The organism is Martelella sp. NC20, from assembly GCF_013459645.1.
Lineage (GTDB): Bacteria > Pseudomonadota > Alphaproteobacteria > Rhizobiales > Rhizobiaceae > Martelella.
The window spans coordinates 2,131,473-2,151,761 of sequence record NZ_CP054861.1 but is presented as its reverse complement, the minus strand read 5'-3'; the positions used below and the strand labels follow the sequence as shown (position 1 = coordinate 2,151,761).

Below are 20,289 nucleotides of genomic sequence, written 5' to 3'. Positions count from 1 at the left end.
GTATGATGAACTTTTCAGCCTGGGCGATCCGAAATCCCGTAGCCCCGCTTCTTGTGATGGGCCTGTTGCTGTTCCTGGGCCTTCAGGCCTTCAAGGGCATGCCGGTCACGCGTTTCCCGAACATCGACGTGCCGGTCGTCGCCGTCACCGTCGCCCAGTCGGGAGCCGCCCCCGCCGAGCTCGAAATGCAGGTCACCAAGAAGATCGAGGACGCGATCGCCAGCGTGACCGGCGTCGATGAGCTGAATTCGACGGTGACGGACGGCATATCGACAACCTCGGTGCTGTTCCGCATGGAAGTCAGTCCCGACGAGGCGCTGCGCGACGTCAAGGACGCGATCGACAATATCCGCTCCGACCTGCCGGCCAACGCCGAGGCGCCCGTGGTCCGCAAGATCGATGTCGAGGGTCAGGCAATCCAGACCTTCGCGGTCTCCTCTCCCAACATGTCGCTGGAGGAACTATCCTGGTTCGTGGACGACAAGGTGGAGCGCGCGCTGCAAGGCATCAAGGGCGTCGGCCGGGTCGATCGCTACGGCGGCGCGGACCGTGAAATTCAGGTCTCGCTCGACGCCAACAAGCTTGCCAGCTACGGCATCACCGCCTCGGAAGTGAACGCGCAGCTGCGCCAGACCAATGCCGATGTCGGCTCGGGCCGCGGCCAGGTCGGCGGCTCGGAGCAGGCGATCCGCACGCTCGGCGACAGCCGCAGCGTCTCCGATCTCGCCAGCACCACGATCGCGCTCGGCGGCGGCCGGTTCGCCCGCCTTTCCGATCTCGGAACCGTGACCGATACCTATGAGGAACCCCGCACCTTCGCCCGCCATGACGGCGAGCCGGTGGTCTCCTTCGGCGTGTTCCGCTCCAAGGGCGCGAGCGAGGTGACGGTTGCCGATGCGGTTGCCGTGGCGCTAGACGAGGTGCGCGCGGAAAATCCGGAGGTCTCGATCTCGCTGATCGACGACGCCGTCTATTTCACCAAGGGCAACTACACCGCCGCGATGGACACGCTTTACGAGGGCGCGCTGCTCGCCATCATCGTGGTGTTCCTGTTCCTGCATAACTGGCGGGCGACGCTGATCGCCGCGGTCGCCCTGCCGCTGTCGGTGATCCCGACCTTCTGGATCATGGACATGCTCGGCTTCTCGCTCAACCTGGTGAGCCTGATTTCTCTGACGCTTGCGACCGGCATCCTCGTCGACGACGCGATCGTCGAGGTCGAGAATATCGAGCGCCACATCAACATGGGCAAGACGCCCTATCGCGCGGCGCTCGAAGCCGCCGACGAAATCGGCCTCGCGGTAATCGCGACGAGCTTCACCATCATCGCCGTATTCGTGCCGGTCTCGTTCATGCCGGGCATTCCCGGACAATACTTCATCCAGTTCGGCCTGACGGTCGCCTTCGCCGTGTTCTTCTCGCTGGTGGTCGCCCGCCTGATCACCCCGGTGATGGCGGCCTACATGCTGAAGCCCTCCAAGCGCAAGCACAGCGAGGACAGCGAGCATAACGACAGCCGGATCATGCGCGGCTATACCGCTTCCGTGCGCTGGACCACGAAGTGGCGCTATGCGACGCTGCTTGCCGCGATCGGCGTTCTCGCCGTTTCGCTGTTCTTCATGGCGCGTATTCCCGGCAGTTTCCTGCCGCCGGAAGATGCCTCGCGCATCGTGCTGTCGATCGAACTGCCGCCGAATGCCCGATTGTCCGACACCGAGGAAATGACCGACCTGATCGCGGACCGGATCGCCGGCTATGACGGCGTCGAGGATGTCACCGTGCTTGGCGGCTCCTCGCCGCTTGGCGACCTCGAATATCGCCGCGCGACCATCACCGTCACGCTCGGCAAACTCGCCCATTCGCTACCGGAAGCGCTGGTCAACGACATGCTTGGCGGCCTGCCGGTGATCGGACAGTATCTGCCGAAAATCTCGCCATCGGGACGCGAAATCCCGCAATGGCAGATCGAGCAGGAGATCCTGGCCGGGCTTTCCGACATTCCCGACCTCCGGGTGACCAAGCTCAACGATCGCGGGCAGCGCGATATCGAATTCAACTTCCTCTCCGACAATGAAGAGGACCTGCAGCAGGCGGTCGCCATACTGGAGGCGAGGCTGCGCACCGAGCCGATGCTGGACAAGGTTTCCTCGGAAGGCGCGCTGCCGCGCCCGGAACTGAAAATCCGGCCGAAAAAGGAAATCGCCGCCCGTCTCGGCGTCACCCCGGCGCAGATTTCCGAGACGGTGCGGGTGGCAACGGTCGGCGATGTCGACGCCAATCTGGCGAAAATCTCGCTCGATGACCGTCTCATCCCGGTGCGGGTGCGCACCGATCTGGAATTGAGACGCGACCTTGCCGCCATCCGCGCGCTGAAGATCAAGACGGCGTCGGGCGAAATGGTGCCGCTTTCGGTGGTCGCCGATGTCGATTATTCCGAGGGCGTGAGCACCGTGCAGCGTTACGACCGCCACCGCGTGGTCTCGATCGGGGCCAACCTGCCGCCGGGCGTGGCGCTCGATCCGGCGACCGCACGCTTCCGCGAGATCGTCGAGAGCACCGATCTTCCCGCAAGCGTGACGCTTGCCGAAAGCGGCGATGCCAAGGTTCTCGCCGAAATGCAGCAGAGCTTCGTGAACGCCATGATGCTCGGCCTGTTCCTGGTATTGGCGGTGCTGATCCTGCTGTTCAAGGACGTCATCCAGCCGTTCACCATCCTGTTTTCGCTGCCGCTGGCGCTTGGCGGGGTCGCGATCGCGCTGATCATCACCGACAATCCGATCTCGATGCCGGTGCTGATCGGCCTGTTGATGCTGATGGGGATCGTGACCAAGAACGCGATCCTGCTGGTAGACTTCGCCAAGGAGGCAATCTGGCATGGCATGGAGCGCCGGCAGGCGCTGGTCGAAGCCGGCCGCAAACGCGCGCGGCCGATCATCATGACCTCGATCGCGATGTCGGCGGGCATGCTGCCGGCAGCACTCGGCGTCGGCGAGGGCTCGTCCTTCCGCGCGCCGATGGCGATCGCGGTGATCGGCGGCATTATCGTCTCGACCGCGCTGTCGCTGCTGGTGGTGCCGGCCTTCTTCATGATCATGGACGATCTGGCACGGCTGCTCAGATGGGCCTTCAGCCGGTTCATCGGCAAGGCGGACCCCAATGACGTGGTCTACACCGCCGAGACCGCCGGACGGATGAGCGAGGCCAACCGGGCAAAACTTTCCAGGCTCGAGGAGCGGATCGACAATCTGGAAAGCAACCGCGACAACATCTCCAAGCGCGGCATGGCGTAACGCGCCTGCGCAACAATTGCTCACGAAGGCCGGTGGATAACGCCGGCCTTTTTCTTTTGAGACGACGCCTCCAGTCTTTGACGCCCTGAGACCGGCCGACGAAACCGCCGTCGCTTGCCCATCGCTTGATTGAAATCAATCCTTTTGCGTTGGCTTCAGCATATTTTGGATGACACGGCCGCTTTCTTCCGGACCGGTATGCGGCGGGTGAGAAGAGAAGGAGCCGGTACGTGGATACACGCCATCATAGCCGCGCCATGGGAGGCGGGACAGTGAACACGACCATCAATGTGAGCGAACGCAGGAAAGCACAGTTCATCGAAACCGGCCTGACGGCGGCGACCGATATGACGACGGTCAACCGGCTGATGGAATGCGCCAGCTTCGTCAACGCCGCCCCGCCTGACCTCTTGTTTCTTGAGGGCGACACAGCGCGGTCTTTCTACAGCGTCGTGACCGGTTATATCCGGCTGTTCCGCCAGAACAGCGAAGGCCGCGAGGTGGATATCCGGATCTGCGGGCCGGGCGATACCTTCGGAGACGATCTGGTGTTCAGCGGCGAGACCTGCCGCTACAGTGCCCAGGCCGCCGAAAACGCCACGCTGGTCTGCTATGACCTCGCCAAGGTGCGCCAGATCGCGGCCAATGATGACGGCAGCATGGCGCGGGTTCTGGCGATTTCGCTGTCGACGCAGTTGCAGGAAGCCGTCGACTGCGTGGCCGACGACCGGCTCAACACCGCGCTGCAACGGGTGGCGCACTACCTGCTCGATCAATGTCCCGACGACGCATCGACGGCCACCTTCCGGCTTGCCTGCCGCAAGAGCCTGCTTGCCGGCAAGCTTGGCCTGGCCCCGGAAGCATTGTCACGCGCCTTCGGCTCCCTCAAGACCCTCGGCGTCAACGTCAATGGCCGCACGATCGAAATCACCGACATCGAGGCCCTGAAGCGGTTGTAACCGCTGATAGCGACGGGGCTTCCTACAGCCCGCCGGCCTCCCTGAGGAACGCAATGATGGCCTCAACCCCGTCGCCGCGCTTCAGGTCGGTAAACACCGTCGGGCCGCCATTGCGCATGCGCTCGGCATCGCGCGCCATGACGTCGAGATCGACCTCGACATAGGGGGCCAGATCCTTCTTGTTGATCACCAGCATGTCCGAACGGGTGATGCCGGGACCGCCCTTTCGCGGGATTTCCTCGCCCTGGCAGACCGAGATCACATAAATGGTGATATCGGCGAGATCCGGAGAGAAGGTGGCGGCAAGGTTGTCGCCGCCCGATTCGATGAAGATGATATCGAGATCGGGAATGCGGGCATTGAGCCCGGCAATCGCCTGGAGGTTGATCGTCGCGTCCTCGCGGATCGCGGTATGCGGGCAGCCGCCGGTCTCAACCCCGACGATCCTATCGGAGGAGAGCGCCTGCATGCGCACCAGCGCCTCGGCATCCTCGCGGGTGTAAATGTCATTGGTGACCACCGCCACCGAATGATCGCGGCTCAGCGCCTTGCAGAGCTTTTCGGTGAGCGCGGTCTTGCCGGAGCCGACCGGGCCGCCAATGCCGACGCGCAGGGGTCCGTTTTCGGATTTCATCATCTACCTCGTGGGTTACGACCGGAACAGCCGCGAATGCTGGGTCTCGTGACGCAGGGACGCGATATCGGCGCTGAAGGTGCAGCCGCCGAGATCGTCCGGCGTGGATGCCACCGCCCGCGCCGCCTGCGCGAGGAGCGGCTGCTCAAGCCCGGCAAGCACGGTGAGCCCCGCCACCTGGCCCGACAGCGACAACCGGATCGCGGCCGAAATATATTGCGAGACCTGGGCATGGAGATAGCCCTGACAGGCCGCTTCGAGGCCGATGCCGTGCGCTGCCGCGATCGCGCCGAAAGCGACCGGCAGCGGGGTTTCGGCCGGCAAGGCCTCATCGTCTGGCGTTGACCACGCACCGGCGGCCGCGACGAAGGCAGCCCCCAGCGCCAGCGTCTCGGCATGGCGCTCGCGTGAGCCGGCAAGGGCTGCGGCAAGGGCTGCTGCTGCCGCAAGCCTCTCCGGGTCGCCGGCGGCCCGGTGGGCCTCGCATAAAAGCACGGCATCGTTCCAGAGAAAGCCGTGGCCAAGCGACACGGTGAGCCACGCGGCCAGATCATCCGCATCCTCCAGCAGCCGGTCATGGACCGCGCGTTCAAGCCCGCCGGAATAGGAAAAGCCGCCCAGCGGGAACGCCGGCGACAGCCAGGATAACAGCCGTAACAGCGCGGCGCCCGAAACGGCGCCGCCGTCAATCGTGGTGATGGCCGTGATGGTGGTGGTCTCCGTGGGAGTTCTCGCTGTGATAGGCGCCGCGCACCGGCTGGAACGGCTCGACGACCTCGTGCACATGCGCGCCGAGACCTTCCAGCATCTGCCGGATCACATGGTCGCGCAGGATCAGGATCCGCCTCTCCTCGATCTGGGACGGCAAATGGCGGTTGCCGAGATGCCAGGCGAGCTGGATCAGGTGAAGCGCGTCATGGGCGTGGATCTCGTAAAGCTCTTCCGGGCGGGCGACGATCTCGATCTTCGTGCCGTCCTCCAGCACCAGCCGGTCGCCGGTGGCAAACAGCACCGCCTCCTTCAGGTCGAGCATAACGCTCTCGCCGCTGGAAAGCTTCAGGGCCTTGCGGCGCAGATGCCGGCCGTCATGCGTCAGTTCCACGCGGCCGGCCGGCGCACTGTCATCCTCGCCTGCCGGTATATAGCTGGTTACGCGCTGCATGCCTTCCCCTTCACGCCTTCGAAACGACGTGGTTGTTGTAGCATTCATAACCACATCGCCGCTGTTGGCAAGTATCGCCGAAACTGGCGGCAACCATGAAAAAGGCGGCCGGAAGGCCGGCCGCCGATGAATTGCGTCACGATGCGGCAGCCGTTCAGGCGGCCTTGGCTTCGCGCTTCAGGTTCTCCAGAATGTTCTGCGGCGAAGACACGCTGTAGGGGTCGGTTTCGCACAGGTCGGAAAAACCGTCTTCCTCGAACCACTGTTCGACGACGCCGTCATTGATGATGGCGGCGTAGCGCCAGGAGCGCATGCCGAAGCCGAGATTGTCCTTGTTGACCAGCATGCCCATCTTGCGGGTGAACTCGCCGGAGCCGTCCGGAATGACCTTGACGTTGTTGAGGTTCTGCCCCTTGGCCCAGGCATTCATGACGAAGGCGTCATTGACGGACATGCAGTAGATGTCGTCAATGCCCTCGGCCTGGAATTCCGGGAAAAGCTTCTCGAAATCGGGGAGCTGGTAGGTCGAGCAGGTCGGCGTGAACGCGCCCGGCAGCGAGAACAGCACGACGCGCTTGCCCTTGAAATAATCGTCCGAGGTCATGTCCTGCCAGCGGAACGGGTTCGGTCCCTCGATGCTCTCATCGCGGACGCGCGTGCGGAAGGTGACGTTCGGAACTTTACGGCCGATCATGGCGATCTCCTTGCTCTGTCTTGAGGGTTTTATCGTGGGCAGATTTTAACGGTTCCAGACTGTGGTTGAAAGGCCGGCGTGGTGGATCGCGGCAATATCATATCTGGTATGCGTCTGACGCAGGGCTACCACTGCAGCGCGGCGCTTGCCTTACCTGATACGATCAAATGCGGATTAGAGAACGCTCATTAGCAAGTATTGCCAGCATCTTACCTTCACCACTCGCGCAAGGCAGTTGCGTAATTTTTGTTACATACCCCGCGTTATCCTCAGGCTAGCCAGGAGGAATCCCGACGCGAGACCTGGGGCCTGCGACCATTTGCCGCCGCCAAACCAGCACGGATCAAGCCTTGCGCCGACACCAACCGGGATGCCGCGCGCATCATCGCGGCCGATCCGCATAGACAGGCAGCAGCCCAGCCCTCAGAACAAGAAATACCGCTGCGCCATCGGCAGCACATCCGCCGGCTCGCAGGTGAGCACCACGCCGTCGGCGCGGACCTCGTAGGTTTCCGGGTCGACCGAAATCTCCGGCGTCGCGGAATTGTGGACCATCGAGGCCTTGGAGATGCCACCGCGGGTGTTGTTCACCGGAATGAGTTGCTTGGAAACGCCGAGCTTGTGGGCGAGACCGGCGTCTAGCGAGGCTTCGGAGACGAAGGTGACCGAGGAATTGGTCCGGGCCTTGCCGTAGGCGCCGAACATGTAGCGGTAATGCATCGGCTGCGGCGTCGGGATCGAGGCGTTCGGGTCGCCCATGGGGGCAGCCGCGATCATGCCGCCGAGCAGCACGAGGTCCGGCTTGACCCCGAACATCGCCGGCGCCCACATCACCAGATCGGCGCGCTTTCCGACCTCGACCGAACCGATTTCGTGGGCAAGCCCGTGGGCGATCGCGGGGTTGATCGTGTATTTGGCGATATAGCGCTTGACCCGGAAATTGTCGTTTTCGCCCTGCTCCTCGGCAAGACGGCCGCGCTGGCGCTTCATCTTGTCGGCGGTCTGCCAGGTGCGGATCGCGACCTCGCCGACGCGGCCCATGGCCTGGCTGTCCGACGAGATGATCGAGAACGCGCCGAGATCGTGGAGAATGTCCTCGGCCGCGATCGTCTCCTTGCGGATCCGGCTTTCGGCAAAGGCGATATCCTCCGGGATCGACGGCGACAGGTGATGGCAGACCATCAGCATGTCGAGATGTTCGGCGATCGTGTTTTTCGTATAGGGCCGGGTCGGGTTGGTAGAGGAGGGAATGACATTCGGAAGGCCGCAGATCTTGATGATGTCCGGCGCGTGGCCGCCGCCCGCCCCTTCCGTGTGGAAGGCATGGATGGTGCGGCCCTTGAAGGCCTTCACCGTGTCCTCGACAAAGCCCGATTCATTCAGCGTGTCGGTGTGGATCATCACCTGGACATCGTATTTGTCGGCGACCGAGAGGCAGTTGTCGATCGCCGCCGGCGTCGTGCCCCAGTCCTCGTGCAGCTTCAGGGCGGCAGCGCCGCCGAGAACCATTTCCTCCAGCGCGCCGGGAAGCGAGGCATTGCCCTTGCCGGCGAAGGCGAGGTTCATCGGGAAGGCGTCGGCCGCCTGGATCATCCGCTCCAGATGCCACGGGCCGGGGGTGCAGGTGGTGGCGAGCGTGCCGTGCGCCGGGCCCGTGCCGCCGCCGAGCATGCAGGTCAGCCCGCTCATCAGCGCCTCCTCGATCTGCTGCGGGCAGATGAAGTGGATATGGGCGTCCATGCCGCCGGCGGTGATGATCTTGCCCTCCGACGCGATCACCTCCGTGCCGGGACCGACGATGATGTCGACGCCCTGTTGCGTATCCGGATTGCCGGCCTTGCCGATCCCCGAGATGCGGCCGTCCTTGATGCCGATATCCGCCTTGACGATGCCCCAGTGATCAACGATCAGCGCATTGGTGATCACGGTATCGACCGCGCCGTCGGCGCGCGTCACCTGCGACTGCCCCATGCCGTCGCGGATCACCTTGCCGCCGCCGAACTTCACCTCGTCGCCGTAATGGGTGAAATCCTTCTCGACCTCGACGAACAGTTCGGTATCGGCGAGCCGCACCTTGTCGCCCGTTGTCGGGCCGAACATCGAGGCATAGGCTGCGCGGGACATCTTGAAAGGCATGGAGTTCCTCCTGGGGCGGAAAGCGTTATACGGCGGCGCCGTCGTAATGCTGCGGGTTCAGGCTGCGGGGATCGACGCCGTCGAGGCAATTGGCATTGACCGCCACCATCGCCGTCCCGTCAGGACCCGTGGCATGGGAAAAGCTCTCGATGCCGCAGGTCCTGCAGAACAGGTGATGGATATGATGCTTGTTGAACAGGTATTCGGTGAGGCTGTCCTCGCCCTTGTTCAGGGTAAACTTGTCGCGCGGCGCAAACGCCAGCACCGAGCCGAGGCGCTGGCAGCGCGAGCAGTTGCAGGTGACGGCATGGTCGAGATCGACGTCGACATCGAAGTCGACCGCGCCGCACTGGCAGCTTCCGTGATAATGCTGGACGGCCATTGTCAGAGCTTCCCCATGATGTCCTGACGGAACCCGTAGACCGTACGCTCGCCCGCATAGGGCACGAGCGTGACATCGCGGGTTTGACCCGGCTCGAACCGCACCGCCGTGCCAGCCGGGATATCGAGCCGCATGCCGCGCGCCTTGTCCCGCTCGAACGAAAGGGCCGGATTGGCCTCGAAGAAATGATAGTGGCTGCCGACCTGCACCGGCCGGTCGCCGGTATTGGAGATGGTCAGCGTCACGGTCGCAAGACCGGCATTGATTTCGATCTCGCCGTCAGCGGCGATCAGTTCACCGGGGATCATGTCTTTCTCCTCAAGCTGCTTTCCGCGGGCCGCAGCCCTCGGCTTTCAGGACACGCACCGTCGAGGCAGGGTCCTTGGCAAGGTTGCGCGCGGGACGGATCGGGCGTGGGGCGAAATTGCCGCCGCAGTTCGGGCAGACACCTTTCAACACGCCGTCGGCGCAGTCCCGGCAGAAAGTGCATTCATAGGTGCAGATCATCGCCTCGGCGCTGTCCGGCGGCAGGTCCTTGTCGCAGCACTCGCAGTTCGGTCTGAGTTCAAGCATATCGGCTCCTCACCTTATCGGCTCATGCACGGTCACCAGCTTGGTGCCGTCGGGAAACGTCGCCTCCACCTGGATGTCGTGGATCATCTCGGGGATGCCGTCCATCACCTGGTCGCGGGTGATCACATGGGCGCCGGCCTCCATCAGTTCGGCCACCGGCCGGCCGTCGCGGGCGCCCTCGACGACGAAATCGGAAATCAGCGCGATCGCTTCCGGATGGTTGAGCTTGACGCCGCGCTCCAGCCGCCGTCTTGCGACCAGGGCGGCCATGGAAATCAGCAACTTGTCCTTTTCACGCGGCGTCAGGTTCATGCGTCACTCTCGTCCCGTTTGTTCCAGATCCGGTGAAAGCCGGACCACCAGAAATGCTCTATCCATTTGTTTTTCACGCGCGTCCGGACGGAAAACCGGTATCCGCTTTTCCTGGACGCTCTACAGATGCCAGACTTTCGGCAGATCCTGCCCGTCGCGCAAGACCTTAAGCGCGGGAATCAGGCTTTTTCGCAAACTATAACCGTCGGCGGCGACGATGCGGGCGACGAGCTTGCCGTTCCACTCGCTGGCGCCGGCGGAAGCCTCGCCCAAAGCCGCGCGAACCTTCGGCATCAACGCCTCGGCGCGGGGGCCGCAATAAAGCAGCGTTGCGAAGGCGACATCGCCACCGAGCACGGCCGTCTGCGCCACCAGATTTTCGATATCGCCGGTCATGCGCACATCCTCGGCATGGATCAACATGCCCGAGCGGCGCACCCGCCAGCGATCGCGGAAATTGCCGCAACGCACCGCCTCGCCCATCGCCTTGCGGCCGAGCAGCACGGCCTCGATCGCCAGGAACTCGGCGGTCTCGGCAAGATCGACGTCGAGCCTGCGGTTGAGCGAGGCGTCGTCGAACAGAATGGTCTCCTGCGGCAGCCAATCGAGACGGGCATTGTCGCCGACCCTGAGCTCGGTATCGATCACCGCCGGGCCGCTTTCGGAACGGTAGATCTTTTCGCAGGCCTGTGTGGTCGCCGTCAGCGCCGTATCGTTGCCCGCCTCCAGCGCCCAGTGAAGCCTGTCGCCGCCGGTAAGCCCGCCGGAGGTGTTGATCAGCACCGCCTCCATGGCGCCGTCGAAGCTTTCGGGAATGCGGATCTTGGCCGCGCCCTCCTGATAGAACGTATCGAGGCGCGACTTGCCGCCGGCCGCTTTCGCCGTAATCCTTCCGGTGCCCGATGTCCGCTGCGGCCCTGTGGTGAGGCCCGGCATCAACAGTTCCATCCCGCCACCCATGCCCCCTCGCGAAGACGCGCCGACCCAAGCGCCACAGCGTGCCGCCGCTGGCCGGCGCGCGCCCTCGCCGATCCTGCGGCCCGCCCGCGCAATTGATGGTTCCAGCCCATTGCTTTTCCTTTTTATCATGCTGCTGTCGAACGGCTCAACGCAAATTTCGTGCCGTGTCGACGGGCCGGGCGGGAGATTTCAGAATTCGATCTGTCCCGCCTCGCCCCGATAAAAAGTCAAATGCCTGAGACCGCCTGCCGCTCCCCCCAAAAAGCACAAATTCTCCTCATTATGCCCGCCGAAGCATCACACCGTCAGATGGCGGCGGGCCTCGGGCGTGTCGAGCGTCTCGGCCTCGCCCTCATGAACGATCACGCCGCGATCCATGATATAGACCTTGTCGGCCAGTTCGCGGCAGAAATCGAGATATTGCTCGACCAGAAGGATCGCCATGCCGGTACTGTCGCGTAAGTAACGGATGGCGCGGCCGATATCCTTGATGATCGAGGGCTGGATGCCTTCGGTCGGCTCGTCCAGCACCAGGATTTTCGGTCGCGTCACCATGGCGCGACCGATGGCGAGCTGCTGCTGCTGGCCGCCCGACAGATCGCCGCCGCGGCGCGACAGCATGGTCTGCAGCACCGGAAACAACGTGAAAATCTCGTCGGGAATACTGCGGTCTTCGCGCGACAGCGGCGCGAACCCGGTCTCCAGATTTTCCCGCACCGTCAACAGCGGAAAGATTTCCCGCCCCTGCGGCACATAGCCGACACCGCGCTTGGCGCGGCCATAGGGCGCAAGCCCGTCGAGCGTCTGCCCCTCGAAACCGATTGTACCGGCCGAGATCGGATGCTGGCCGGTGACGGCCCGGAGCAACGACGATTTGCCGACCCCGTTGCGGCCCAGCACGCAGGTGATCTTGCCCATGTCTGCGGCAAGCGAAACATTGCGGAGCGCCTGCGCCGCGCCGTAGTGGAGGTCGACGTTCTCAATGGTCAGCATGGGGGTGTGCCCTTTCGACGTACGTCAGGGCCAACAGCCCTTTCTTGAGCGCGGGGAAAAGCGAAGCCTGTCAGCCACAATCTCCCCCCTTGAGGGGGAGATGTCGCGAACGCGACAGAGAGGGGTATCGGGCGTAAGCCGCAAGCTCCGAACCTATCGAGAGGGTTCACCCCTCTCTGCCCCTGTCGGGGCATCTCCCCCTCAAGGGGGGAGATTGATGGGCGCAAGCGCTTCGTCAGTGCAACGTCCATCGCCCCTCACCTCCCGAGATAATTCTCGATCACCTTCGGGTCGTTCGAGACAAAGTCGATCGAGCCCTCGGCGAGGACGGAGCCTTCGGCAAGGCAGGTGACCTTGACGCCGAGGTCGCGGACGAAGCCCATGTCGTGTTCGACGACGACGACGGCCCGGGTCCTGGCGATCTCGCGCAGCAACCGGGCGGTCTCGACGGTCTCGGCGTCGGTCATGCCGGCGACGGGCTCGTCGACGAGCAGCAGTTTCGGCTCCTGCGCCAGCAGCATGCCGATCTCCAGCCATTGCTTCTGGCCGTGGGAGAGGTTTGCCGCAAGCTCGCCGCGGCGGGCGGTCATACGAATGATTTCGAGGATTTCCTCGATGCGGTCGCGATCGGGCCCCGACAGCCGGTAGAACAGCGTCGAGAACACGCCACGTTTCCGGTTCAGCGCCAGTTCCAGATTGTCCCACACCGTGTGGCTTTCGAACACGGTCGGCTTTTGAAACTTGCGACCGATGCCGAGCTGGGCGATATCGGCCTCGTCGCGGCGGGTGAGGTCGATCGTGTCGGAGAAGAACACCTCGCCCTCGTCCGGCCGGGTCTTGCCGGTGATGATGTCCATCATCGTGGTCTTGCCGGCCCCGTTCGGGCCGATGACGGCGCGAAGCTCGCCCGGATCGATGACGAAGGAGAGCCCGTTCAGCGCCTTGAAGCCGTCGAAGGAAACCGAGACATTGTCGAGGTAGAGCAGGCTCTTGGCGCGCTTTTCGGTCGGGCTCATCGGGCCGGCTCCTCTGCAATGCCGTCGATCCCGGCCTCGGCCTCTTCCGAATGGTCGCGCCGTTCTTTCGCGTCAGGGCCGGGCTTCTTCGAAAACCGCGCCGCGACCGCGCCGACGATGCCCTTCGGCAGGAACAGGGTGACGGCGACGAACAGGCCGCCGAGCGCGAACAGCCAGAAGGCGGGGAACAGTCCGGTGAAGATGGTCTTGCCGCCATTGACGAGGATCGCCCCGATGATCGGCCCGATCAGCGTCGCCCGCCCGCCGACCGCCGTCCAGATCACGATCTCGATCGAATTGGCGGGGGCGAATTCGCCTGGATTGATGATCCCGACCTGGGGAACGTAAAGCGCGCCGGCAACGCCCGCCATCATGGCGGAGGCGACGAAGGTGAAGAGCTTGTAGTTCTCGACCCGGTAGCCGAGAAACCGCACCCGGCTTTCACCATCGCGCACCCCGACCAGCACCTTGCCGGCCTTGGAACGCACGATCGCCGAGGCGATGAACAGGCCGAGCGCGAGAAACAGCGCGGAGGCGGCAAACAGCGCCGAGCGGGTGGTATCCGCCTGCACCGAGAAGCCGAGTATGTCCTTGAAATCGGTCAGGCCGTTATTGCCGCCGAACCCCATATCGTTGCGGAAGAAGGCCAAGAGCAGCGCATAGGTCATCGCCTGGGTGATGATCGAGAGGTAGACGCCGTTGACGCGCGAGCGGAAGGCGAACCAGCCGAACACGAAGGCAAGCGCGCCCGGCACCAGCAGCACCATCGCCATCGCGAACCAGAACATGTCGAAGCCATGCCAGAACCACGGCAGCGCCTTGTAATTCAGGAACACCATGAAATCCGGCAGCACCGGGTCGCCATAGACGCCGCGCGGCCCGATCTGGCGCATCAGATACATGCCCATCGCGTAGCCGCCGAGCGCGAAGAAGGCGCCGTGGCCGAGCGAGAGAATGCCGCAGAAGCCCCAGACCAGATCGAGGGACAGCGCCAAGAGCGCATAGCAGAGATATTTGCCGAACAGCGATACCAGATAGGTCGGCAGGTGAAAGGCGCTGCCGGCGGGAATGATCAGGTTCAGCACCGGAACCATGAGGGCTACCGCGAAAAGAACGATGATCGCGATCGAGACCTTGCGGTCGAGCGAGCGCAGCAGATAGGCCGTGATCATGCTTCCACCGCCCTTCCCTTGAGTGCGAACAGCCCGCGCGGCCGTTTCTGGATGAACAGGATGATGAACACCAGCACCAGGATCTTGCCGAGCACCGCGCCGGCATAGGGTTCCAGGAACTTGTTGAGAATGCCGAGCGAGAACGCGCCCACAAACGTGCCCCAGAGATTGCCGACGCCGCCGAACACCACGACCATGAAACTGTCGATGATGTAGGACTGGCCGAGATTGGGGGAGACATTGTCGATCTGCGACAGCGCCACGCCGGCAAGGCCGGCAACGCCGGAACCGAGCGCGAAGGTGAAGGCATCGACCCACGGCGTGCGGATGCCCATGGAGGCTGCCATGCGGCGGTTCTGGGTGACGGCGCGCATCTGCAACCCGAAGGCCGAGCGCTTCATCAGCAGCAGCAGCGCGGCGAATACCGCGAGCGAGAACAACACGATCCAGAGCCGCGACCAGGTGATCACCAGCCCGCCGAGATCGAAGGAACCGGACATCCACGTCGGATTGCCGACCTCGCGGTTGGTGGGGCCGAAAATGGTGCGCACCGCCTGCTGCAGGATCAGCGACACGCCCCAGGTGGCCAGCAGCGTTTCAAGCGGACGGCCGTAGAGAAAGCGGATGACACCGCGTTCGATCACAAGGCCAACGGCGGCGGTGACGGCAAAGGCGACCGGGAGCGCAATCGCCAGCGACCAGTCGAACATGTGCGGATAGGAGGTGCGGATCACCTGCTGCACCATATAGGTGGAATAGGCTCCCAGCATCACCATCTCGCCATGGGCCATGTTGATGACGCCCATGACGCCGAAGGTGATCGCAAGGCCGATGGCCGCCAGCAGCAGCACCGAACCGAGCGAAAGGCCGTACCAGACATTCTGGGCCACATCCCAGAAGGCAAGGCGCTTTTCGATCTTTGCCTGCGCCGCGTCGATCTCGTCCTGAAGCTCGGAGCCGACGCTGGACCGGGCCGACAGCAGGATCGAGATCGCCTCGCGCCCGCCGATTTCGGCGATATCGGAAATCGCCTCGGCCTTTTCATCCGGGCTGCGGTCGGAATTCAGCACCGAGACGGCCCGCGCCTGCGCCAGAACCGAGGCGATCTCGCCATCCTCTTCCTGTTCGAGCGCCTGCTCGATCAGGATCAGATTGTCCTCGCTCGGCGCCTTCAGCAGCGACTCTGCGGCGGAAAGCCTTGTGCCGCGATTGGGGCTCATCAGCGTCATGCCGGCAAGCGCCGCATCGATCGCGGAACGCAGGTTGTTGTTGATCTTGACCTTGTCGAGATCGCGCTTGGAGACCTCGCCTGCGTCCTCGCCGGTGACGGGATCGATCAGCAGAAGATCGCGGCTGGAGGACCCCTTGCGGGTGATGAAAACCCTGCCATCACTCTTGCGGGTGTAGAGATCGCCGGCGGCGAGCGCCTTCAGGGCGGGTACGACGGCGTCATCGCCGGTCGCGGCCAGGTCATTGACCAGTTCTTCGGTCTGGCCGAAGCCGCGCGAGGAACCGAACCGGTCGATCATACCGGCAGGATCGGTCTGAGCAAAAGAAGAAAGGGGCGCACATGTGAAAAACAAAATGGCTACTGAAACGAATACTCTGAAACAGCGCATGTGGAATAAATTGGACATGTACGCCCCCAAATCGACGGCCCTCGCAATATCCGGCCGCCCCCCTGTTAACCGGGCGCGATCGTGTTGGAACCGATCACGCCCGGCGTCGAGCCTGGATTATTCAGCCATGCCGCCGCATTTGCCGGTCTCGACATTGAAGTTGCCGCACGACATCGGAGCGCGCCAGTCGGCAATCAGGTTCTTGGAGTCCGGCAGGTAGTCGGACCATGCATCGCCGGCGACCAGACCGGGCGTCTCGTAGACGATGTCGAACTGACCGTCGTCCTGGATTTCACCGATCAGCACCGGCTTGGTGATGTGGTGGTTCGGCATCATCGCGGAATAGCCGCCCGAAAGGTTCGGCACGGAAATGCCGACCATGGCATCGATGACGGCATCGGGATCAGTGGTGCCGGCCTTTTCAACCGCCTTCACCCACATGTTGAAGCCAATGTAATGGGCTTCCATCGGGTCGTTGGTCACGCGGGCATCATCGCCGGTGAAGGCGCGCCATGCGTCGATGAAGTCGTAATTGACATCGGTATCGACGGACTGGAAGTAGTTCCAGGCGGCGAGATGACCGACCAGCGGCGCGGTATCGAGACCGGCCAGTTCTTCCTCGCCCACCGAGAAGGCGACCACAGGAATATCGGAAGCCGAAATGCCCTGATTGGCGAGTTCCTTGTAGAACGGCACATTGGCATCGCCGTTGATGGTCGAGACCACCGCGGTCTTCTTGCCCTCGGAGCCGAAATTCTTGATGTCGGAAACGATCGTCTGCCAATCCGAAAATCCGAATGGCGTGTAGTTGATCATGATGTCTTCTTCGGCAACGCCGTGATCCTTGAGATAGGCTTCGAGGATCTTGTTGGTCGTGCGCGGATAGACATAGTCGGTGCCAGCGAGCACCCAGCGCTCGACGCCGTCATTTTCCATCAGATAGTCAACGGCCGGGATCGCCTGCTGGTTCGGCGCAGCACCGGTGTAGAACACGTTGCGCTGGCTTTCCTCGCCCTCATACTGGACCGGGTAGAACAGGATGTTGTCGAGTTCCTCGAACACCGGCAGAACCGATTTGCGCGAAACCGAGGTCCAGCAGCCGAACACGGCGGCAACCTTGTCGCCCTCGATCAGTTCGCGCGCCTTTTCGGCAAACAGCGGCCAGTCCGAGGCCGGGTCGACGACGACCGCCTCGAGCTGCTTGCCGAGAAGTCCGCCCTTGGCATTCTGCTCTTCGATGAGCATCAGCATGGCGTCTTTAAGGGTGGTTTCCGAAATCGCCATCGTGCCGGACAGAGAGTGAAGGATGCCGACCTTGATCGTATCTTCCTGGGCATGGGCCATGCCGCCCATGCCGGCGGTGGTAAGCGCGGCCAGAAGGGCGGCGCTGGTCAATCCCTTAGTGAAATTCATATTTTCAGTTCCCCTCAACGAATATCGCCTGAATGGCTTCTGGAATTCGCGGCGCCGCGAGAACGGCGCCTCGACCAACTATCGTTGAGGGCGGGAAAACCCCACATACGTCATTTGACGTAGTTCAGGGGGAAAGGCGACGGAGCCGGCTCTTATGCCGCGTCGTGTTATCGAAAAACCGGGCTCCACTTTTTCGCCCGACGCTCTGGGACGTTCAGTCCGCCTCGACCGGCTCGATATCGAAGGCCGCGGCCAGCAGCGCCCTGGTATAGTCCGCCTGGGGATTTTCAAACACCTCGCTCGCCGGCCCCCGCTCCACCACCTCGCCGAGCCGCATCACGATGATCTCGTTGGCAAGCGCGCGCACCACCTTCAGGTCGTGGCTGATGAACAGATAGGCGAGGTTGTGTTTCTTCTGCAGCGCGGAGAGCAGGTCGACCACCTGCGCCTGCACGCTCATGTCGAGCGCCGAGGTCGGCTCGTCGAGCATCACGAAGCGGGGCTTGAGCACCATGGCGCGGGCGATCGCGACGCGCTGGCGCTGGCCGCCGGAAAATTCGTGCGGATAGCGCCAGCGGGTGGCCGCATCGAGGCCGACCTCTTCCAGCGCCGCGCCGACGCGGGCCTCCCGTTCGCTCGCGGAAAGCCCGCGCTCGTGGATTTTCAGGCCCTCGGCGACGATCTCGCCGATCGACATGCGTGGGCTAAGTGAGCCGTAGGGGTCCTGAAACACGATCTGCATCGCCTCGCGAAGCGGCTTCATCTCCTTGAAGCTATAGGCATTGATGTCCTTGCCGACAAAGGCGATGCGACCTTCGGACGAGATCATCCGCGTCAGCGCAAGCCCGAGCGTGGTCTTGCCGGACCCCGATTCGCCGACGACGCCGAGCGTCTCGCCGGCCCTCAGCTTCAGCGAAATGCCGTTAACGGCCTTGACGTGATCGACGGTCTTGCGCAGCAGGCCGACCTTGACCGGGAACCAGACCTTCACATTGTCCGCCTCCATCACAATCTCGCCGGACGGATCATGCGCCGGCGGCGTGCCCTTCGGCTCGGCGGCCAGAAGGTGTTTGGTATATTCATGCCGCGGGTCGGCGAAAATCCCGGCGACCGGGCCGTGCTCGACGATCTTGCCCTTGGTCATGACGCAGACCCGATCTGCGAATTTGCGGACAATGCCGAGATCGTGGGTGATGAACAGCATCGACATGCCATAGTCGCGCTGCAACGTCTTCAGAAGCTTCAGGATCTGCGCCTGCACCGTCACGTCGAGCGCGGTGGTCGGCTCGTCGGCGATCAGCAGTTTGGGGCGGTTGGCGAGCGCCATAGCGATCATCACCCGCTGGCGCTGGCCGCCGGAAAGCTCGTGCGGGAAGGCGCCGAGCCGCTTTTCCGCCTCGCGGATGCCGACCTCGTTCAAAAGCTCCAATACCCGTTTGCGCGCCGGCGCGCCCGTCAGCCCGGCATGCAGCGCCAGCGTTTCGCCGACCTGCCGTTCCACGGTGTGGAGCGGATTGAGCGAGGTCATCGGCTCCTGGAAGATCTGGGTGATATCGCCGCCACGAACGGCCCGGAGCGCCCGGTCGTCCGCCTTCAAGAGATCACGGCCCTCAAACAGGATTTCGCCGCTTGGATGGCTTGCCGCCGGATAGGGCAGCAGCTTCAGCACGGAGGCGGCGGTCACCGACTTACCGGAACCCGATTCGCCCACCAGCGCCACCACCTCGCCCGGCATGATATCGAAGGATATCCGGTCGACGGCAAGGTTCTCCGCCCCGCCATGACGGAAGGCGACGGAAAGGTCCTTCACGGAGAGGATCGGGGTCTTGCTCATTGGAACGTCTTCCTCGGATCGAAGGCATCCCGCACCGCCTCGCCGACGAACACCAGCAGCGACAGCATCAGCGAGAGCGTGACAAAAGCGGTAATGCCGAGCCAGGGGGCCTGAAGATTGCTCTTGCCCTGATTGACCAGTTCGCCGAGCGAGGGCGAGCCCGGCGGCATCCCGAAGCCCAGGAAATCGAGCGAGGTCAGCGTCACGATCGCCCCCGACAGGATGAACGGCACGAAGGTCAGCGTCGCCACCATCGCATTGGGCAGCAGATGGCGGAACATGATCGTGCCATTGCCGACGCCGAGCGCACGGGCGGCGCGGACATATTCGAAATTGCGGGCGCGCAGGAACTCCGCACGCACCACCGCGACGAAACTGACCCATGAAAACACCAGCATCACGCCCAGCAGCACCCAGAAGCCGGGCGGCAATATCGCGGCGATGATCAGCAGGATGTAAAGCGTCGGCAGCGACGACCAGATTTCGATGAAGCGCTGCATCAAAAGATCGACCCAGCCACCGAAATAGCCCTGTACGGCGCCGGCCGCGACGCCGACAACGGCGGAAAACCCGGTGAGCAGCAGCCCGAACAGCACCGAGACGCGAAAGCCGTAGATCACCCGGGCGAACACATCGCGGGCGAGATCGTCGGTCCCGAGCCAGTCCATATTGCCGAGCACGCAGCCGGGATCGTCAGCGCCCTCGGGGTAGCCCGCGCAACGCTCCTCTTTGCTCATCAGCCAGAATGGCGGTGTCGGCGCCGAATAGGGAACATTGGCGTTGATCGTACGATAGGAATAACGCACCGGCGGCCAGACCATCCAGCCATTGGCCTCGATCTCGTCGCGGATGAAGCCGGAGCGATAATCGGTAACAGCCAGAAAGCCGCCGAATTTCTCTTCCGGATAATCGACCAGTACCGGAAACAGGATCTCGCCCTTGTAGGAGGCGATCAGCGGCTTGTCATTGGCGACGAATTCGGCGCCGAGGCTCAGGATGAACAGAAACAGGAAAATCCACAGCGACCAGAAGCCGCGACGGTTCGCCTTGAAATTCTGCCAGCGCCTGACGTTCATCGGCGACAGCAGGCCGGATTTCGGCACGTTTGCCGCCACGTCGGGGGATGCGAGTTCGCTCATC

Annotated in this window: 18 protein-coding genes and 1 pseudogene; 2 read left to right on the top strand and 17 right to left on the bottom strand. The window is 63.3% G+C overall.

What is annotated here, in order from left to right; translation table 11 throughout:
• Nucleotides 1-5: 5 nt before the first annotated feature.
• The gene (locus HQ843_RS10305) at nucleotides 6-3,290 is read left to right on the top strand and encodes an efflux RND transporter permease subunit (protein WP_180902248.1); all 3,285 of its coding nucleotides are present in this window, start codon (nucleotides 6-8) and stop codon (nucleotides 3,288-3,290) included.
• Between the two features lie 272 nt (nucleotides 3,291-3,562).
• On the top strand, nucleotides 3,563-4,249 hold the full coding sequence (locus tag HQ843_RS10300) for a Crp/Fnr family transcriptional regulator (protein WP_180898393.1): 687 nt from the start codon (nucleotides 3,563-3,565) through the stop codon (nucleotides 4,247-4,249).
• Between the two features lie 22 nt (nucleotides 4,250-4,271).
• Here the strand turns inward: HQ843_RS10300 and ureG are convergent, their stop codons facing one another.
• The 17 genes and pseudogenes from ureG to HQ843_RS10215 form a co-directional block, all read right to left on the bottom strand.
• Complete coding sequence (ureG, locus tag HQ843_RS10295) at nucleotides 4,272-4,883, bottom strand: urease accessory protein UreG (protein WP_180898394.1); 612 nt, start codon at nucleotides 4,881-4,883, stop codon at nucleotides 4,272-4,274.
• Nucleotides 4,884-4,898: 15 nt separating this feature from the next.
• Nucleotides 4,899-5,669 carry an urease accessory protein UreF gene (locus HQ843_RS10290; RefSeq protein ID WP_180898395.1) on the bottom strand — a complete coding sequence of 257 codons (771 nt, stop codon included), beginning with the start codon at nucleotides 5,667-5,669 and terminating at the stop codon, nucleotides 4,899-4,901.
• The gene (gene ureE / locus HQ843_RS10285) at nucleotides 5,569-6,045 is read right to left on the bottom strand and encodes an urease accessory protein UreE (RefSeq protein ID WP_180898396.1); all 477 of its coding nucleotides are present in this window, start codon (nucleotides 6,043-6,045) and stop codon (nucleotides 5,569-5,571) included. The genes HQ843_RS10290 and ureE overlap by 101 nt, the downstream gene beginning before the upstream one ends.
• Before the next feature lie 154 nt (nucleotides 6,046-6,199).
• Nucleotides 6,200-6,739: a peroxiredoxin gene (locus tag HQ843_RS10280; RefSeq protein ID WP_180898397.1), complete on the bottom strand. Its 540-nt coding sequence runs from the start codon at nucleotides 6,737-6,739 to the stop codon at nucleotides 6,200-6,202.
• 423 nt (nucleotides 6,740-7,162) lie between these two features.
• Nucleotides 7,163-8,875 carry an urease subunit alpha gene (gene ureC, locus HQ843_RS10275; protein WP_180898398.1) on the bottom strand — a complete coding sequence of 571 codons (1,713 nt, stop codon included), beginning with the start codon at nucleotides 8,873-8,875 and terminating at the stop codon, nucleotides 7,163-7,165.
• A 25-nt stretch (nucleotides 8,876-8,900) separates the two neighbouring features.
• A complete protein-coding gene (locus HQ843_RS10270) occupies nucleotides 8,901-9,257 on the bottom strand; it encodes a GFA family protein (RefSeq protein WP_180898399.1) in 357 nt (118 codons plus the stop codon).
• Nucleotides 9,258-9,259: 2 nt separating this feature from the next.
• Nucleotides 9,260-9,565 (bottom strand): urease subunit beta, encoded by a 306-nt coding sequence (locus HQ843_RS10265; RefSeq protein ID WP_180898400.1) that lies wholly within the window; start codon nucleotides 9,563-9,565, stop codon nucleotides 9,260-9,262.
• Between the two features lie 10 nt (nucleotides 9,566-9,575).
• Nucleotides 9,576-9,830, bottom strand: a complete 255-nt coding sequence (locus HQ843_RS10260; protein ID WP_180898401.1) for a DUF1272 domain-containing protein — start codon at nucleotides 9,828-9,830, stop codon at nucleotides 9,576-9,578.
• 9 nt (nucleotides 9,831-9,839) lie between these two features.
• Entirely contained in the window at nucleotides 9,840-10,142 is a 303-nt protein-coding gene (locus HQ843_RS10255; RefSeq protein WP_180898402.1) for an urease subunit gamma, read from the bottom strand.
• Nucleotides 10,143-10,262: 120 nt separating this feature from the next.
• On the bottom strand, nucleotides 10,263-11,084 hold the full coding sequence (locus tag HQ843_RS10250) for an urease accessory protein UreD (RefSeq protein ID WP_371822184.1): 822 nt from the start codon (nucleotides 11,082-11,084) through the stop codon (nucleotides 10,263-10,265).
• A 315-nt stretch (nucleotides 11,085-11,399) separates the two neighbouring features.
• The gene (urtE, locus tag HQ843_RS10245) at nucleotides 11,400-12,095 is read right to left on the bottom strand and encodes an urea ABC transporter ATP-binding subunit UrtE (protein WP_180898403.1); all 696 of its coding nucleotides are present in this window, start codon (nucleotides 12,093-12,095) and stop codon (nucleotides 11,400-11,402) included.
• Nucleotides 12,096-12,352: 257 nt separating this feature from the next.
• Nucleotides 12,353-13,111 carry an urea ABC transporter ATP-binding protein UrtD gene (urtD, locus tag HQ843_RS10240; protein ID WP_180898404.1) on the bottom strand — a complete coding sequence of 253 codons (759 nt, stop codon included), beginning with the start codon at nucleotides 13,109-13,111 and terminating at the stop codon, nucleotides 12,353-12,355.
• Nucleotides 13,112-13,194: 83 nt separating this feature from the next.
• Nucleotides 13,195-14,283, bottom strand: a pseudogene (gene urtC / locus HQ843_RS10235) (urea ABC transporter permease subunit UrtC); the annotation flags it as partial.
• Nucleotides 14,280-15,920 (bottom strand): urea ABC transporter permease subunit UrtB, encoded by a 1,641-nt coding sequence (gene urtB, locus HQ843_RS10230; RefSeq protein ID WP_371822045.1) that lies wholly within the window; start codon nucleotides 15,918-15,920, stop codon nucleotides 14,280-14,282. The gene urtB and the pseudogene urtC, both read right to left, overlap by 4 nt.
• Before the next feature lie 99 nt (nucleotides 15,921-16,019).
• Complete coding sequence (urtA, locus tag HQ843_RS10225) at nucleotides 16,020-17,315, bottom strand: urea ABC transporter substrate-binding protein (RefSeq protein ID WP_180898406.1); 1,296 nt, start codon at nucleotides 17,313-17,315, stop codon at nucleotides 16,020-16,022.
• A gap of 214 nt (nucleotides 17,316-17,529) precedes the next feature.
• Entirely contained in the window at nucleotides 17,530-19,149 is a 1,620-nt protein-coding gene (locus HQ843_RS10220) for an ABC transporter ATP-binding protein (RefSeq protein WP_180898407.1), read from the bottom strand.
• Nucleotides 19,146-20,288: an ABC transporter permease gene (locus tag HQ843_RS10215; protein WP_180898408.1), complete on the bottom strand. Its 1,143-nt coding sequence runs from the start codon at nucleotides 20,286-20,288 to the stop codon at nucleotides 19,146-19,148. The genes HQ843_RS10220 and HQ843_RS10215 overlap by 4 nt, the downstream gene beginning before the upstream one ends.
• Nucleotide 20,289 lies beyond the last annotated feature (1 nt).